This is a genomic window from Veillonella sp. VA139 (genome assembly GCF_003992005.1).
GTDB lineage: Bacteria > Bacillota > Negativicutes > Veillonellales > Veillonellaceae > F0422.
Genome location: NZ_RQVL01000003.1, coordinates 35,194 through 50,727, shown reverse-complemented (window position 1 = coordinate 50,727; position 15,534 = coordinate 35,194). Strand labels below are relative to the sequence as shown.

At 39.8% G+C, this 15,534-nt stretch carries 14 protein-coding genes; 3 read left to right on the top strand and 11 right to left on the bottom strand.

Annotated features, from left to right (window positions below):
• Positions 1 to 993, bottom strand: coding sequence for a YitT family protein (locus EO125_RS02260; protein WP_127147471.1), 993 nt, complete (start codon positions 991 to 993; stop codon positions 1 to 3).
• Between the two features lie 143 nt (positions 994 to 1,136).
• Entirely contained in the window at positions 1,137 to 1,511 is a 375-nt protein-coding gene (locus tag EO125_RS02255; RefSeq protein WP_127147470.1) for a RidA family protein, read from the bottom strand.
• Between the two features lie 256 nt (positions 1,512 to 1,767).
• On the opposite strand from EO125_RS02255, the gene EO125_RS02250 reads away from it, so the two are divergent.
• Positions 1,768 to 2,145, top strand: coding sequence for a methylated-DNA--[protein]-cysteine S-methyltransferase (locus tag EO125_RS02250; protein WP_206168344.1), 378 nt, complete (start codon positions 1,768 to 1,770; stop codon positions 2,143 to 2,145).
• Between the two features lie 2 nt (positions 2,146 to 2,147).
• Here EO125_RS02250 and EO125_RS02245 read toward each other — a convergent pair whose 3' ends face one another.
• The 3 genes from EO125_RS02245 to EO125_RS02235 are packed head-to-tail and all read right to left on the bottom strand — an operon-like array spanning position 2,148 to position 5,349.
• Complete coding sequence (locus tag EO125_RS02245; protein WP_127147468.1) at positions 2,148 to 3,062, bottom strand: hypothetical protein; 915 nt, start codon at positions 3,060 to 3,062, stop codon at positions 2,148 to 2,150.
• Between the two features lie 4 nt (positions 3,063 to 3,066).
• A complete protein-coding gene (locus EO125_RS02240; protein WP_127147467.1) occupies positions 3,067 to 3,879 on the bottom strand; it encodes a hypothetical protein in 813 nt (270 codons plus the stop codon).
• 12 nt (positions 3,880 to 3,891) lie between these two features.
• Positions 3,892 to 5,349 carry a nicotinate phosphoribosyltransferase gene (locus EO125_RS02235; RefSeq protein WP_127147466.1) on the bottom strand — a complete coding sequence of 486 codons (1,458 nt, stop codon included), beginning with the start codon at positions 5,347 to 5,349 and terminating at the stop codon, positions 3,892 to 3,894.
• Between the two features lie 352 nt (positions 5,350 to 5,701).
• Here EO125_RS02235 and menA point away from each other — a divergent pair, with 352 nt between their 5' ends.
• Both menA and EO125_RS02225 read left to right on the top strand, forming a co-directional pair.
• The gene (gene menA / locus EO125_RS02230) at positions 5,702 to 6,607 is read left to right on the top strand and encodes a 1,4-dihydroxy-2-naphthoate octaprenyltransferase (RefSeq protein ID WP_127147465.1); all 906 of its coding nucleotides are present in this window, start codon (positions 5,702 to 5,704) and stop codon (positions 6,605 to 6,607) included.
• 298 nt (positions 6,608 to 6,905) lie between these two features.
• Positions 6,906 to 7,727 carry a MetQ/NlpA family ABC transporter substrate-binding protein gene (locus tag EO125_RS02225; RefSeq protein WP_127147464.1) on the top strand — a complete coding sequence of 274 codons (822 nt, stop codon included), beginning with the start codon at positions 6,906 to 6,908 and terminating at the stop codon, positions 7,725 to 7,727.
• A 433-nt stretch (positions 7,728 to 8,160) separates the two neighbouring features.
• On the opposite strand, the gene mglC is transcribed toward EO125_RS02225, so the two are convergent.
• The 6 genes from mglC to galT all read right to left on the bottom strand — a co-directional run bounded on the left by mglC (position 8,161) and on the right by galT (position 15,158).
• Positions 8,161 to 9,168, bottom strand: coding sequence for a galactose/methyl galactoside ABC transporter permease MglC (mglC, locus tag EO125_RS02220; RefSeq protein WP_127147463.1), 1,008 nt, complete (start codon positions 9,166 to 9,168; stop codon positions 8,161 to 8,163).
• Between the two features lie 10 nt (positions 9,169 to 9,178).
• Positions 9,179 to 10,690 (bottom strand): sugar ABC transporter ATP-binding protein, encoded by a 1,512-nt coding sequence (locus EO125_RS02215; RefSeq protein ID WP_127147462.1) that lies wholly within the window; start codon positions 10,688 to 10,690, stop codon positions 9,179 to 9,181.
• 60 nt (positions 10,691 to 10,750) lie between these two features.
• A complete protein-coding gene (locus tag EO125_RS02210) occupies positions 10,751 to 11,785 on the bottom strand; it encodes a galactose ABC transporter substrate-binding protein (protein WP_127147461.1) in 1,035 nt (344 codons plus the stop codon).
• Positions 11,786 to 11,847: 62 nt separating this feature from the next.
• Positions 11,848 to 13,011 carry an ROK family transcriptional regulator gene (locus EO125_RS02205; RefSeq protein WP_240630419.1) on the bottom strand — a complete coding sequence of 388 codons (1,164 nt, stop codon included), beginning with the start codon at positions 13,009 to 13,011 and terminating at the stop codon, positions 11,848 to 11,850.
• A gap of 13 nt (positions 13,012 to 13,024) precedes the next feature.
• Positions 13,025 to 14,179, bottom strand: coding sequence for a galactokinase (locus EO125_RS02200; protein WP_127147460.1), 1,155 nt, complete (start codon positions 14,177 to 14,179; stop codon positions 13,025 to 13,027).
• Positions 14,172 to 15,158 carry a galactose-1-phosphate uridylyltransferase gene (gene galT, locus EO125_RS02195; RefSeq protein WP_127147459.1) on the bottom strand — a complete coding sequence of 329 codons (987 nt, stop codon included), beginning with the start codon at positions 15,156 to 15,158 and terminating at the stop codon, positions 14,172 to 14,174. The genes EO125_RS02200 and galT overlap by 8 nt, the downstream gene beginning before the upstream one ends.
• Positions 15,159 to 15,534 lie beyond the last annotated feature (376 nt).

Here is a 15,534-nt window from a genome sequence, read left to right as displayed (position 1 = left end):
TTATCGTTCCTCCTTATGTTCTTCTAAAGGAATTTCATTTCTAGCCATTTGCACATCATGAATCATTTGTTCTGCTTCTGCAGCTTTTACAGGGTCACAGGTTTGCAATACCCGTTCTACAGCACCATTCGTAGATCGTGCGGAAAAACCTGTGCCGATAACCTCTGCCGCATCGGTAATGACCATAAATGCTGTTGGATCTTCTGCTTCTACGGCTGCTTTCAGTCGAGCCACTTGCAACAAACTTACTACTACCATAATAACCTGTTTAGGCTGATGTGTATAGGCTCCTTCTCCATTCAAAATCGTAGCACCACGACCAATTTTATCAATGATTAAATTACAAATCGTCACTGGTTTATAGGAGATGATAAACATCGCTTTCCGTTGACTAAATCCAGTAATCACCTTATTCGTCACCATCGCAGATAAATAGGTGCTAATCAATGTAGTAGCTGCAGCTTCAATATTAATCACAATAGCCCCAATGATTAAAATCATCATATTGATGCCAAATAGAATGCTACCGATTTGTAGACCAAAGCGATTTCGAATGATTAAAGCAATGGGATCAATACCACCAGTATTACCTCCCCCACGATAGACAATGCCAAGTCCTAGCCCAGAAAATAAACCACCCAAAATACCACCAATAATCGGATTTTGTGTTAAACCTAATTCCGCCAATGGGGATACCACATTAATTAGAATTGACATCAACACTGTACCAAAGATAGTAATACCTAGATGCCAGCCCCCTAGCCACCGCCATGCTGCATATAAAACAGGTAGGTTCAGCAGAAAGTTAATCATACCAAGGCTCAATGCTCCTTGGGTTACATAATAAATGATCAGAGTCAGCCCGCTAATACCACCACTTAATAATTTATGGGGTACTATGAATGCTTGCACGCCTACGGCAAACACGAGAGCCCCTACCAGAATGTGTAAAATAGCTTTCACCGTACTTAAATATTTGGGTTTGTTACTCATAGTCTCACCTATCCTAATACTACTTAAATCCTTACACCCCTATATAGATACAACACCATAAGCAAAAAGCTGCCACATTAAGAATCATCATAATGTAACAGCTTCAAGCACTCCCTATACCGCTTATGGTATAATACGATATATTATTCTGCTAAGGCAATCACTTCTACTTCTACCAAGAAGTTAGCTGGTAATGTTTTGACTGCCACACAACTACGAGCTGGTTTAGATGTAAAATATTCAGCGTAGATGGCATTAAATTTAGCAAAGTCACCCATATCTGCTAAAAAGCATGTTGTTTTTACAACTTTAGAAAAATCAGTGCCAGCTTCTTGTAAGATAGCTTCGATGTTTTTCATCGCTTGCAATGTTTGCGCTTCTACGCCACCTTCTACTAAAGCGCCTTGTGCTGGATCAATACCACCTTGACCAGAGATAAACACAAAACCATTTGCTTTGTAAGCTTGAGAGTATGGTCCTAATGCTGCTGGTGCTTGCTCTGTATACACTTGTTTCATAGTTGTCCCCTTTCATTACCATAAGACATTTATAATATACCATTAGTATAGCATGTAATGGTATCGAAGTGTAGCTATTTTTCATACTTCTATTGTACTTTATTTGCATATCTCTATAAGGAGCGTCTATATGTCTATTATTTATACTACTTATGAAAGTCCCTTGGGCACTCTCACGCTATATGCCACCGCTTCGGCCTTAGTAGGGCTCACCTTTCCTACACAATCCATCACCTTCTCAGCTCCTATCTCGCGGGTGAACAGTACAACCTCTCCTATACTCACACAAACTATCCAGTGGCTAGATCAATACTTCAGTGGACACATCCCAAGCATGACCATCCCCTTAGCTCCACAAGGGACACAGTTCCAACAACGTGTGTGGTCGCAATTAGAGCATATCCCCTACGGTACATCCCTTACCTATGGCGAGTTAAGCCAACGTGTATTCAACTCTCCCGCACCAAAAGGAGCCCAAGCCATCGGCTCAGCCGTCGGGGCAAACCCGATCTCCCTCATCATCCCTTGCCATCGTGTCCTAGGCAAAGGAAAAGCCCTCACGGGATATACCGGAGGGCTGTCCATTAAGCGAGCCTTATTGACGATCGAGCATATCGATTTTGTGGACAAGTAGGCTTACTTGATATATTGTAACATTTGTAGGAAGTATGGCTTAAAGAATGTACCTTCCACTTCACTAGTTCCCATTACAATCGTTGTCAAATACTGTGGCGTTCCCACTATAGCTATTCGTAGATAGGTTGGATATTGAACTCCTTTTATATCATACGTCATATTTCCCGCTGTTGTCATCGTACCATATTTAGTATCTGTTAAGGTATGTAATGGTTCTACATTGCGTAATCGTATCTTTGCTGGAAGTTTATTCTGAGAATAATCAATATCTCTGTCTTCTGCCATACGAATATTAAAATGGTTTAATAAGTCGTTTGCATCACGAGTAATTCTATCCATTTCTGCTGATGAAAGTCCCTCTTTTCCGTATGATAGAGATGATTGCGCATTCATTAACAACTCTTTAGGTAGTGGAAATACAAGAACCCAAGCTGTATTTAAACCATACTGATCTGTACCTTGCAATTCATAGAGATCCATATAATGCCCCAATTTAAGTCCGTCCTTCATATTCGACATGCTTGCATAGTCCTTTACTCTAGTAGTCCTAGTGCCTACTGTGCCTAAATTGGCATACATATACCCTTTTCCTACCTCTGCTAACTTTGAAGAAGACAATTGTTTAACGGTAATCTCTGGTCCTACGGTTTGACGCAAATCCACCAATGGATTCTGATCTAGCATCGCATCGAACTCGGCCGCTTTTTCTTCGCCTGTTTTTTTCTTTTCTTGTTTTTTCTTTTTCTCCATAGCTAAGTACTCACTCAAAGGAACTACTACTTCCCCCTCTTGCATTGGTCTAATACTACCTACCCTCTCATAGGTAGTATCCTGTACCTGTGCAGACACTTGTCCATAGCCCATCATAAGGCTGGCCACTAAGACAGCCAGTCCCATTCGCATCCAATATTTCATCGTTTTATTCTCCCTTCATACCTAATAGACTCATGATAACAGGGTCCCAATAAGCTTTTGATGTATCAGCCGTCGTTATCAGAGTGATAGATATCCCATCTTGACCATAGCGTCCTAAAAAACTGATATAGGCAGGTAACACGAATCCATCCACATCCAATTGCACTCTACCATGGGTATACAACCCTGTATCACCTTGTAGACGTACAGGTTTCATCATCTCTCCATCAAGAAATCGTACGTTCACAAGAGGTAGTACGGCTTTCATAATCTCGGTACTACTGAACTCTGGATTAGTACTTGTAACGAAAGGAACTAATGCTGCCCCATTCTTTTCTATACGTTTTCGTCCCCTAAGACTAACATTATAGAGGTCTATATTTCGTAGCTCTTGCACCGTTTTCTTATATAACATTTCTCCTACAGATTGTGGGGCCATCGTCGTTCCTTTATATTTTATCTTCCATGCTTCGGCCGCTTCTGCACCTGTCATGTGAAGGTGTACCAACTCTGCCGTATGTAAGCCTCGTTCATCACGCCCTTGCAACTGATACCGTTGCCCCCGTTGCACTACGCCTTTGACAATTTTATCCAGTGCCTCAGCCTCTGTTTCATCTATATGCCAATCATTAGAAGGTACTATACGAACTGTATCTTCTTTTTTTATAAAACCTTCCATTAGATCATCATGGTTAACTACCGAAACATAGCTAGGTAACTCTACGCTACTTTGTCCATCTAGCGTAATGGTTGCAGCCTGTGCAGACAGGATTGTCCCCACCAATGCTACGCCTGTCATCATACATTTCCAATTCATAATAACTCCTTTCTAGTTTAGGTTCCCCACTTTTTCCAACAATAATTTAGATTTCAATTGATGCAATTCTTCGCTAATATTAACTTTCACCTCTGGTGCTCGGCGAAGTCGCAAAAATTCTGGCCACAGCAATTGAATTTGCTCTTCTCCATAGGCTTTCACTTGTGCCAATGTTGGTACATCATACACTAATTCTCCATCTACAAAGATAGGTACCAATAGTTCTTGTACTCTGAACGTATTTGCTTTCAGCACCATTTGTTTCCACGGATGCAATGGATTTTTAAACACATAGTCCTGTGTGGTGTCCACCCTTTCATGATCCAAACAGATTAAATCCCCAATCAGTTTATTGTTCCGTGTATTGATGAACCGCAACACCTTTTTCTTACCAGGGTTTGTTACTTTTTCAATGTTGTCAGAAAATTTCATGGCTGGCATAAAGGTGTCACCTTCCCATTGACCTGCTAATTTGTATACACCACCTAAAGCTGGTGTTTCATCGGCAGTAATCAATTTAGTGCCTACACCCCAAGCAGTAATCGCCGCTCCTTGCTGTTTCAAGTCTGCAATTTTATATTCATCTAAATCATTGGTGGCAAAAATTAATGCCTCTGGGAATCCTGATTCATCTAGCATCTTGCGTGCCTCGATGGATAAGTACGCTAAATCGCCACTATCCAAACGAATGCCATAGATGGATGGCATCGTGCCACCTCGGCGTTCACGAATTTCTTGGAACACTTGGATGGCCGCAGGTACCCCTTTATGCAATGTATTATACGTATCCACCAAGAATACTAAATTATCTTCGTATTGGTCTGCATAGGCACGGAACGCATCAATTTCAGTAGGAAAACTCATGACCCAACTATGTGCCATAGTCCCTACAGGTCGCATGCCATACAATGCTGCACTGTACACATCGCTAGTGCTATCAAATCCGCCAATGAAAGCCGCTCTAGCACCTTGCACTGCTGCGCTCACCCCTTGGGCTCTTCGCATGCCAAATTCTGCTACTCCATCCTTGCCAATGACAGATCGGATACGACGGGCTTTCGTAGCAATTAAGGACTCATGATTTAAAAACATGGAAAGCGCTGTTTCCATTAAAATAGCCTCATCTTTAGCCGTCTCTACTCGAAGTAATACTTCTCCTGGGAATACGACAGATCCTTCCGGTGCTGCATAGATCGTACCTGTGAAGCGGAATGTTTTTAAATAATCCAAAAACGCTTCTGTGAACACACCTGTTTGTCGTAAATAGGTAATATCTTCCTCTGAGAAACGCAAGCCTTTCACATACTCGATAACTTGTTCTAATCCAGCGACCACCGTATAAGCCCCTTGGAATGGATTGATGCGATAAAAACGATCAAACACGCAACGCGTACGATGTTTATTTTGCGTAAATAAGCCTTGCATCATGGTTAATTGATACATATCTGTTAATAAAGCCTGTGTAATCATGAATATCTCCTATTCTTAGCAGTACGTACCAGTGTATACCACACTGTACAACGTATCATAGTGTACTAATTAGATGTTCTCTCCCACTTAGTCTCCTATTATTCTCTATTATAACCGAAGTTGTAAACTATATTCTACTATTTTTCACAGACCCTAGTATCTCTATATCTCAGCATCTATACCTTATACCTAAATTCCTATCCATCGTACTAGTATAGCGTCTATTGGTTTGTCTCTATACATATGGTATGATAACTATGGTATCAAGCCATACTTTCATCCATAATGACTACCATACACAGACTATGGTTTACCATATACATCTCTTCATTTCTAAAAGAAAGGACATGTCATGAATCTTTCACAGTTTTTTGCATTAATTCGCCCTCGTACATTAACGGCTGCTTTCAGCCCCGTTATCCTCGGTGCCGCTATGGGAGTGGCTCAGTTTGAAAGCACTCAACCAGTTTGGCTATCTCTACTATATACCCTAGGTATCCTCATTTGCGTCCTAAGCGCTCAAATGGCTGCCAATATTTGGAACGAATATTTCGATTTCAAATCGGGACTTGATCTCACCCAAGTAGCTGGAAACAGCGGTTCCATCGTCCGTGATGGCATTTCTCCCCTCATCATCAAACGATGGGGATACGTTACCACTATACTTCCACTCCTCTTAGGTGTTGCCCTGGCTAGTGCAGTCACGTGGTGGTACATCCCGGTGGGTATGCTCTGTATTCTAACCAGCATCTTATATTCCGGCGGGCCTAAGCCCATTTCTCGTACTCCATTCGGTGAACTCGCCTCAGGACTTGCCATGGGCTTTGCCATCGTGTGTATCACCCTCTTCGCATGGACCCACACCTTGCACTGGACCTACCTCATCCCAGCGGTGCCATCCACCATCTTAATCGGCACCATCATGATGACCAACAACTTGCGTGACTTCACCAACGATGCAAATCATGGTCGCCGTACCTTGGTGATTCTCTTAGGCCGTGAAAGAGGTCTCCAACTGTTGCGAGGACTCTTCCTCATTAGCTCTCTATGGATAGTAGCATGGGCTATCTCTGGTATCATACCTTGGACATCTCTATTGGCTCTGCTTTCTTTACTACCGGCTATGAAAGTCATCCATATCTTTAAGACCTATGCTGATCCACTTCGATTAAACGAGGCTATGAAGTTTACATCTATATCTTGTACGCTGTATCACTTCTTATGGGCTATAGGGCTTCTTTGTAATACTATTATGTAAAATAAGTCTTTGCTATACAGTACATGAATATATTAGCAACAGCCATACCAATTAAACTTTCATGCTGAGGCAGTTACTTCACATACCAACCTTGATGATAATTAGTACTTTCACAGAGTTAACACTAGCTACTGACAAAAAATAATTGGTATAACTAGGACATGTGGGTATTCATCAATATATAGTTAAAAACTATAAATGCTTAGATATATAACATATTTTACTTATAACAGAACTCTTGCTATACTAAGCAAGTAGAAATTCACTATGTAAGTATACAAAGAAAAGGAGATAACTTATGAAAAAATTATTTAGTTTAGCAGCTACAGCTGTATTAGGTGCTGCCTTATTAATCGGTGGCTGTGGTTCCACTGGCACTAGCTCCACTGGTTCCGACGCAGGTAAAACATTAAAAATTGGTGCTTCCCCAGTACCTCACGCTGAAATCTTAGAGCAAGTAAAACCAATCCTTGCTAAAGAAGGTATCAAATTAGAAATCATCGAGTTCAGCGATTATGTACAACCTAACGTTGCCTTGAATGATAAAGAACTTGATGCAAACTTCTTTGCTCACATTCCTTACCAAGAAAACTTTAATAAAGAAAAAGGTACTCATATTGCAACAGCTGGTGCCGTGCACATCGAACCAATGGGGGTATACTCTCATAAAATCAAAGACTTAAAAGACATCGAAGATGGTGCTCAAGTAGCTATCCCATCTGATGCGACAAATGGTGGTCGTGCATTACTATTGCTTTCCAAAGCTGGTTTAATCACATTGAAGGATCCTAACAGCATCTCTTCTACTGTACAAGATATCAAAGACAACCCTAAACATTTAAAATTTGTTGAATTAGAAGCAGCTCAATTACCTCGTGCATTAGATGATTCCACAATCTCTGTGATTAACACAAACTTTGCTTTAGGGGCTAACTTGAACCCAACGAAAGATGCATTATTCTTAGAATCCAAAGATTCCCCATATGTTAATATCGTATCCGTTCGTGAAGGCGATGAAAAACGTGATGAAATCGTTAAATTAGTGAAAGCCCTACAAAGCCCTGAAATCAAAAAATTCATCGAAGATAAATACAAAGGTGCTATTCTTCCAGCATTCTAATGGAATCACTTAGAATAGACTCCTCCAAATAAAAATAAACACTAACAACTATCATACAACACACATACACACAAACAACAGAGGAAAGTTGACACACACCAACTTTCCTCTGTTGTTCTATTTCTCATATAATGATTAGTCTACATTTCTCTTTCTCCTAACCTTCTCCAGCCAATATAAATGAAATTTACACGATAGCGCCACTCTAAATTCCTTATCCGATTCTTCGTAAGGCCCTGAGATAAATAGGTCTGTTATAGAGGCTTATAGATATGCTATGCATTTGTATATGTATATTGTATCGCAAAAAATATACCTTCAGGGGATGGCTTTGCTATCCCCTCAAAAATATATTATAGAACCAAAAAATGTTGGGGCTACTCATGTACGAGCAGTCCCAACATTTTATTTAGAATCTACTTTTACTATACAATTATTTACGTGCCATCGATTTACGTACGTCGAAAGCAACCGCTACAACAATAATTAAACCTTTGATAATCAATTGCCAGTATGGACCCATGCCAACGAATGTTAAACCATAGTTGATAACTGTGAAAATCAATACACCTGCGATGATACCAGGTACAGTACCGATACCACCAGTGATGGATACACCACCTACAACAGATGCTGCGATAGCATCTAACTCGTACATATTGCCATAGTTGTTAGTAGCACCACCAGTACGGGCTGCTTCCAAGATACCCCCTACACCGTATAAAGCACCAGCAATCACGTAAATAATCACTAATGTTACTGCTACGTTGATACCAGATACAACAGCTGCTTGTGGGTTACCACCAATAGCAAACATGTTTTTACCAAGAATTGTTTTGTTATATACCACATACATGATTAAAGAAATCACTGCCGCGATAATCACAATGTATGGAATCGTCACAAATCCTAGATCCAAGGAACCTGTACCAATTTGAGTAAACTCTGGGCGTAAACCACCGATTGGTTGGGAGTTATTGGGCTCCATATCAAAGTACAAGGAACAAATACCGTAGGTAATAACCATAGTACCTAGTGTAGAAATAAAAGGTACAATCTTTAAATATGCTACAATCACACCGGATACTAAACCGATGATAGCACCCACCGCGATAGCAATCACGATTGGTAGAATCAATGGCAATTCTGGTAAATGTTCAAAGAACGGACGCGGATAATCTGGCAATTGTGTTAGAGATGCAGATACCACAGCAGTCAAACCAACCACACGACCTGCTGACAAGTCACAACCTGCCGTGATTAAGATCATCGCAGAACCTAATGCAATGATAATACGTGGGGAAGACTGAATTAAAATATCACGAAAACTTGTGACGGATAAAAAGTTCGGGCTATACATTGAAATAGCCGCTACTAGTACTACTAGTACCAAATAGATAATATTCTGGGAAAGAAACTTTCCTAATTTACCTTGGCTCATACGATACCTCCTAGACTAAACCAGCTGTTGCTAGTTCCATTATTTTTTCTTCTGTCGCTTCATGGGCATCCAAAATGCCACTCATATATCCATTACTCATAACCATAATACGATCACTCATACCCAATAACTCAGGCATTTCTGAGGAAATCATAATGATACTTTTACCAGCACTAGCCAGTTCATTAATAATGGAATAAATTTCATATTTCGCTCCTACGTCGATGCCTCGTGTAGGTTCATCTAACAGTAGGATTTCTGGATTGGTATTCAACCAACGGGCAATGAGTACCTTTTGTTGGTTACCGCCAGAAAGACTTTGAATTTTCGTTTCTGGAGATGGTGTTTTCACTCGCAAAGAAGCCACACCTTCTTTTGTATCGTCTAGTCGTCTTTCATCATTTAATAGTTTAAACTTATTTTCATATTTTGGTAATGCTGCCATCGTAGTATTATCTACAATGGTGAGCATAGGGAAAATCCCTGTAGTACGGCGTTCTTCTGTGAGCAATGCCATACCCAATTTTTTCGCATCCCGTGGGTGGCGAATGCGCACTTCTTTATCATGCAAATAAATCTTACCAGACTCAATGCCCCGAAGACCGAATAAGGCTTCAATAACTTCTGTACGCTGTGCACCTACCAACCCGCCTACACCGAGGACTTCACCTTTGCGAAGAGAAAAACTGACATCTTTAAACGAATGTGGATGAATGGATGTTAATTTTTCTACACGCAATACCTCTTCACTTGGCGTATTTGTTTTTTCCGGAAATAACTGTGTCATCTCGCGACCTACCATTCGTTGAATGATAAGATCTGTCGTTAATTCATCAGCATGCCAAGTGCCTATATATTGACCATCCCGCATAATCGTTACTTCATCAGATATGCGTAGGATTTCTTCCATTTTATGAGAAATATATATAATTGCAACCCCTTTTTTACGCAAGGAGTTAATAATTTTGAACAGATGCTCTACTTCATCACTCGTTAGAGAGGAGGTAGGTTCATCCATAACAATAATTCTAGAATGATGAGATACTGCTTTTGCAATCTCAATATTTTGTAGCTTAGATACAGATAAATCACCAGCTAATTGTTCTGGATCGATATCTACATCGATTTCATTAAACAACGCTAGTGTATCTTCTTTCATCTTTTTATGATCCACAAATGTAAAGGGACCAATTTTTTTTGTTGGGAATCGGCCTAACCATAGATTTTCCATAACATTACGCTGTAATACAGGGTATAACTCTTGGTGGATCATAGAAATCCCCATTCCAAGAGCTTTTCGGGAGTCTGTCATTTCCACTACTTCGCCGTCAATGACCACGTCCCCTTGATCTTGCTTATAAATACCGAACAGGCATTTCATAAGAGTAGACTTTCCCGCGCCATTCTCTCCCATTAGAGCATGTACGGTGCCTGGTCGGACTTTGAAAGTGACATTATCCAAGGCCTTTACGCCAGGAAATTCCTTCGTAATTTGGCGCATTTCTAATATGTACTCGCCCATACATTTTCCTCCTACTAATCAGATAATAAAGGGGGCAAAATGCCCCCTTCCCGCATTTTCTTATTTGTCACCTAAAATCTTATCCGCATTTTCTTTTGTTACGATTTCGTAAGGTACCCAAATATATTTACCATCAACAATATCAAAACCTACATTATCTTTATTCGGTGTTTCACCTTTAGCTAGCACATAGGAAAGATTAAATACCGCTTGACCTTGTTTTTTAGCATTATTCAATACTGTACCTAGTAAAGTACCGTCTTTTAATGCTTGTACTGCTGGAGTTGTAGCGTCAACACCTACTACTGGAATGTATTTACCATTTGTGAAGTAGCCCGCTGCTTTTAAAGCTTCGATTGCACCCAATGCCATGTCATCGTTGTTAGAGATAACAGCATCAATTTTGTCACCGTAACGGCTTAAGAAAGCTGCCATTTTTTCTTGGCCTTTAACGCGGTCCCACATACCTGTGTCGCTAGCTAACTCTTCTACTTTCATACCTTCATTTTTAAGAGCTTTAATAGAGTGTTCTGTACGAAGCACTGCATCTTGGTGACCAGGTTCACCAGTAATCATAACATAATGGATAACACCGTCATTGCTATGGTATGCTTCTGGATGCTTTTTGAAGTATTCAGCTAGGATTTTACCTTGCATTTCACCACTTTGTTCAGCTTTCGCACCTACATAATATACTTTATCCCATTTCGCCATATCTTCTTTCAATGGTTCGCGGTTCAAGAATACCAATGGAATATTCGCTGCTTTCGCTTTATCAATGATAACGCCTGCTGCTGTACGGTCTACTACGTTAACGCCGATTGCTTTGTACTTCTTATTGATGAATAAGTCAATCTTTTCATTTTGTGTTGGTTGAGAGTTTTGGCTATCTACGATATCCACTTTCGCTTTGTCTTTAGCGGCTTTGTCAATTTCTGCACGAACGCCACTCATGAAAGTGTCATCAAATTTGTAAATAGCAACCCCGATTTGAGGTTTGTCACCGCTTGCTCCTTGATCGCTTCCGCAACCACCTAACACAAGTGCACCTACTGCTGCTGATGCAAGTAACGCTGCTTTCCAAGATCGTTTCATAATAATATCCTCCTTTTAGATATCCTATATACCTATAAGACTAGTCTTTCTAGTCGTGGTACCTACCGTAACCAAGCTTCTTCAGCTCGTTTTGCACTGACAATATCAATCATCCCTAACAATGTATAATAAGAACCATTGCCAGAATATTCTAGATTGATTGTATGTGCTTTGTATGAATTGCGTTCTAACACACCTCGAAGAATAGGGTCCATTACTCCTACTGCATTCCCCATAGCACTGCTCAAAATAATCCGCTCTGGATTAAATAAGTTGGCTATATTAGCTAAGGCAATTCCTAGATAATGACCTACCTGTGAAAGTGCTTCTAAACACACTTCATCGCCTTCTACTGCGGCCTCATAAATAGGCTCTACACGAAATGCTTTGCTTACAACCAATGGATTATCTTGTACCGATGTGTATCGGCCTTTTTCCATTTGCTCCATCACATAGGTATGAATCGATGTTTCCGATGCAATGTCTTCCAAGCGAACTTCATTTCCCACTTCATCCAGTCGAATCACACCATATCCAATTTCACCAGCACTATCGTTAAAACCGCGATAGAGTTCACCGTGGTAAATCAAGGATATACCAAGTCCATAACTAAATTTAAGGACAATAAGATTATCCATTTCTTTACCACTACCATAATAATATTCACCCGTCGATAAACAACGGACATCATTTTCTACATATACGGGCACATGGAATCGTTCTTCTAAGATATATTTGAATGGAATATTGTTCCATTTCCCATTAGGAGAATAAATGGAAATCCCTTTCCCCGAGTCTACCGGACCACGCAATACGAGTCCTATACTTTTAATCTTATAGTCTTCTTTAAAGATATCCTGCATGCCACGATACATATGTTGCATAATTTCATCAGAAGTACAACCGATAATTGATGTTTCTCTTTGATGTAAAATTTGCCGACCTACCGTCGTCACATAAAACACAATAGCATGTGTTCTTACATGGACGATTAGATACGTTTCAATATCATGATTAAAGTCTAATAACATGGATGGGCGTCCCAATGCAGACCGTTCTTGACGGTCTTCATAGACCAATCCTTTCCGAATTAAATTCGTACAAATATTAGTCACTGTGGGAGGCGTTATTTTTGTTTGTCTTGCGATCAATGCCTTTGATACGGGACCATGACGCCTGATGTAATTCAAAATAATTTCATCATTGCTTATTTGTGGCTTTATCATGATTCTATCTCCTTTACAGCGAATACACCCCATCACCAATATCAGCAATATACAGACTAGGGATAACACCTATTTGTTTCTCGTACTCTTCCGGAATAGCTCTCATAAAAGCCTCAATATGCTCATCTTTTACAAGGGCAATCGCACAACCGCCAAAACCTGCACCTGTCATACGAGATGCAATACAGCCTTCTTGAGATCGCGCTAAATCAACAATCGTATCTAATTCCTTACCTGTTACTTCAAAATCAACCTGTAAGGATCTATGCGATTCATTCAAGCAATGAGCGATGCCTGTTAAGTCGGCATTTTCCAAAGCTTTCATAAAATCTAATACACGTAAATTTTCAGTGATGACATGGCGAGCTCTACGCATCAACACATCATCAGAAATAAATTCCAAATCATCCACTGTAGCCAATGCCAAGCCAGAGATATCCTTATGCTTGCGAATAATTTCATGAGCCGCATCGCACTGACCTTTACGCTCGTTAAATTTGGAGTCCACAAGACCTCTTTGTTTATTTGTATTCATGATGACAAGGGTATGTCCATGCCAATTTAATGGAACTAGTTTTCGTTCCATTTTTGTGCAATCTAACAAGACACCATGGCCTTCTTTACCGTGTGCAATGGCATACATATCCATAATGCCCACTTTTACACCTACGAAATGGTACTCCACATGCATGGCCATTTTTGCCAATTCCGTGCGATCTATTGGTGTTAATCCCAATTCTGAAAGCAACATATAACCAGTTAAATCTAGCATACATGCAGAAGAGGACAACCCTGCACCTGCTGGCAAATTACCATTAAAATAAATGTCCATACCTGGCACTGTGTGACCTTTGTCTTTTAAGAATTGAATCACACCTAATGGATAATTAGCCCAATCGTGTTTAATATTATATTGGAAAGGTTCATTTACATCAACCACTACAGTTTTTTCCATATTATCCGAGTGTAAACGTACCTTGCTATCTTCACGTAAACGGATGGCTCCATAAATACCTACTTTCAATGCCGCCGGGAATACATGACCACCATTATAGTCCTGATGCTCACCAATCACATTGACACGGCCTGGAGCAAAATAACAATGCACCTCTCCTGAACCTTCGCCAAAGAAGGACAGAAAACGCTGTTGTAATTCTTCTTTATTCATTTTCTTGTTCAACCTCACTATATAGTTTGCGCAACTCCGGTGCAGTTTCTTCTACAGCACTCGTATTCGCTGCTGCCCATGCCCCCATTTCAGAGGATGCATAGTATTTAATTTTATTCGCTTCTCTGAAAGGCGGATAGAATTGAATATTAAAGTGATAATATTCTTCATGTCCTGCATATTCAGGGCTATTTACAGGATTTTGATGATATACCATCATGTATGGGAATGGCATATTAAATAAACGATCGAAGGCTTCCGTTAATGTTTTTAACATATGCGCCAAATCTTTCGTTTCTTTTTCAGTACAATCTGTGATGTAATTCATGTGACGTTTTGGCACGACAAACACACCATATGGATAATCTGTAAAGAACGGAATATAGGCTAAGAAAGAGTCATTTTCTCCCACAATGCGAGCATCTTTTTCTTTCTCAACTTGATTCATTTTACAGAATAAGCATTTACCATGTTCATGATGATGGTCTTTAGCACTATCCAGCTCCACTTGCAATTTTTGTGGTACAAAGGAATAACCATATAATTGACCATGTGGATGTGGCATTGTCACACCTACCGCTTCACCTTTATTTTCAAAAGGGTAGATGTATTTAATTTTCTCATCCTTCGCTAATTCGCTATGACGCTCTTTAATAAGGTTAAGCAATTTAACAATATGATCTTCCGATAATTCATAAAATTTAGCAGTATGCTCTGGAGAATATAAGATAACTTCACATTTCCCATAGTTTTCTTGGCTTTTGTAAAAGTCATTACCATCTTCATAGGGAGCCTCTGGCGTTTGCGTTAATGCTGGAAAGTCGTTATCATATTTCAACACATCATAATCTGCAGGGACTTTTTTATTAATACCTGGGCAGAATGGGCACCAATCCTTTGGCATCGTTGGGCGTGCTTTACGGTTTGAAGCGACCATAGTCCAAGTCCGCAATAAAGGATTCCATCGTAATTCTGACATGGAATACCTCCAATCTATAGCTATATCATGTTAATAAATAAAGATAATTTTTTATATAGTCCTATTCTTTCATATTTTAACATTTTTTTCAATACTTAATTAAATAATAAGTTATATGATTTACTCATAATTTAATCTTTTTTCATGTTTTTCGACTTTTTTGATATCCTATGATACAAAACAATGCCACATTCCCCTTCTCTCACTGCATTCTGAATGTTCGTTCAGGGGAATATGGCATTGTTTTTTCTTTATTTGGGAATATCAATACATATCGAAACTCCTGTAATACGCACAAATTATGAGTAAATCATATGGGGGCTTATTAGGGAGGGTGGGGGCTAATGTAGTGTATCTGCTAGTATGACTAAATGTA

Bases quoted from the DNA above. Each gene is read 5' to 3' on its own strand.
- menA (WP_127147465.1), top strand. From the start codon at position 5,702: ATGAATCTTTCACAGTTTTTTGCATTAATTCGCCCTCGTACATTAACG.
- EO125_RS02215 (WP_127147462.1), bottom strand. From the start codon at position 10,690: ATGGGCGAGTACATATTAGAAATGCGCCAAATTACGAAGGAATTTCCT.
- mglC (WP_127147463.1), bottom strand. From the start codon at position 9,168: ATGAGCCAAGGTAAATTAGGAAAGTTTCTTTCCCAGAATATTATCTAT.
- EO125_RS02225 (WP_127147464.1), top strand. From the start codon at position 6,906: ATGAAAAAATTATTTAGTTTAGCAGCTACAGCTGTATTAGGTGCTGCC.
- EO125_RS02200 (WP_127147460.1), bottom strand. From the start codon at position 14,179: ATGAATAAAGAAGAATTACAACAGCGTTTTCTGTCCTTCTTTGGCGAA.
- EO125_RS02210 (WP_127147461.1), bottom strand. From the start codon at position 11,785: ATGAAACGATCTTGGAAAGCAGCGTTACTTGCATCAGCAGCAGTAGGT.
- EO125_RS02235 (WP_127147466.1), bottom strand. From the start codon at position 5,349: ATGATTACACAGGCTTTATTAACAGATATGTATCAATTAACCATGATG.
- EO125_RS02245 (WP_127147468.1), bottom strand. From the start codon at position 3,062: ATGAAATATTGGATGCGAATGGGACTGGCTGTCTTAGTGGCCAGCCTT.
- galT (WP_127147459.1), bottom strand. From the start codon at position 15,158: ATGTCAGAATTACGATGGAATCCTTTATTGCGGACTTGGACTATGGTC.
- EO125_RS02255 (WP_127147470.1), bottom strand. From the start codon at position 1,511: ATGAAACAAGTGTATACAGAGCAAGCACCAGCAGCATTAGGACCATAC.
- EO125_RS02205 (WP_240630419.1), bottom strand. From the start codon at position 13,011: ATGATAAAGCCACAAATAAGCAATGATGAAATTATTTTGAATTACATC.
- EO125_RS02260 (WP_127147471.1), bottom strand. From the start codon at position 993: ATGAGTAACAAACCCAAATATTTAAGTACGGTGAAAGCTATTTTACAC.
- EO125_RS02240 (WP_127147467.1), bottom strand. From the start codon at position 3,879: ATGAATTGGAAATGTATGATGACAGGCGTAGCATTGGTGGGGACAATC.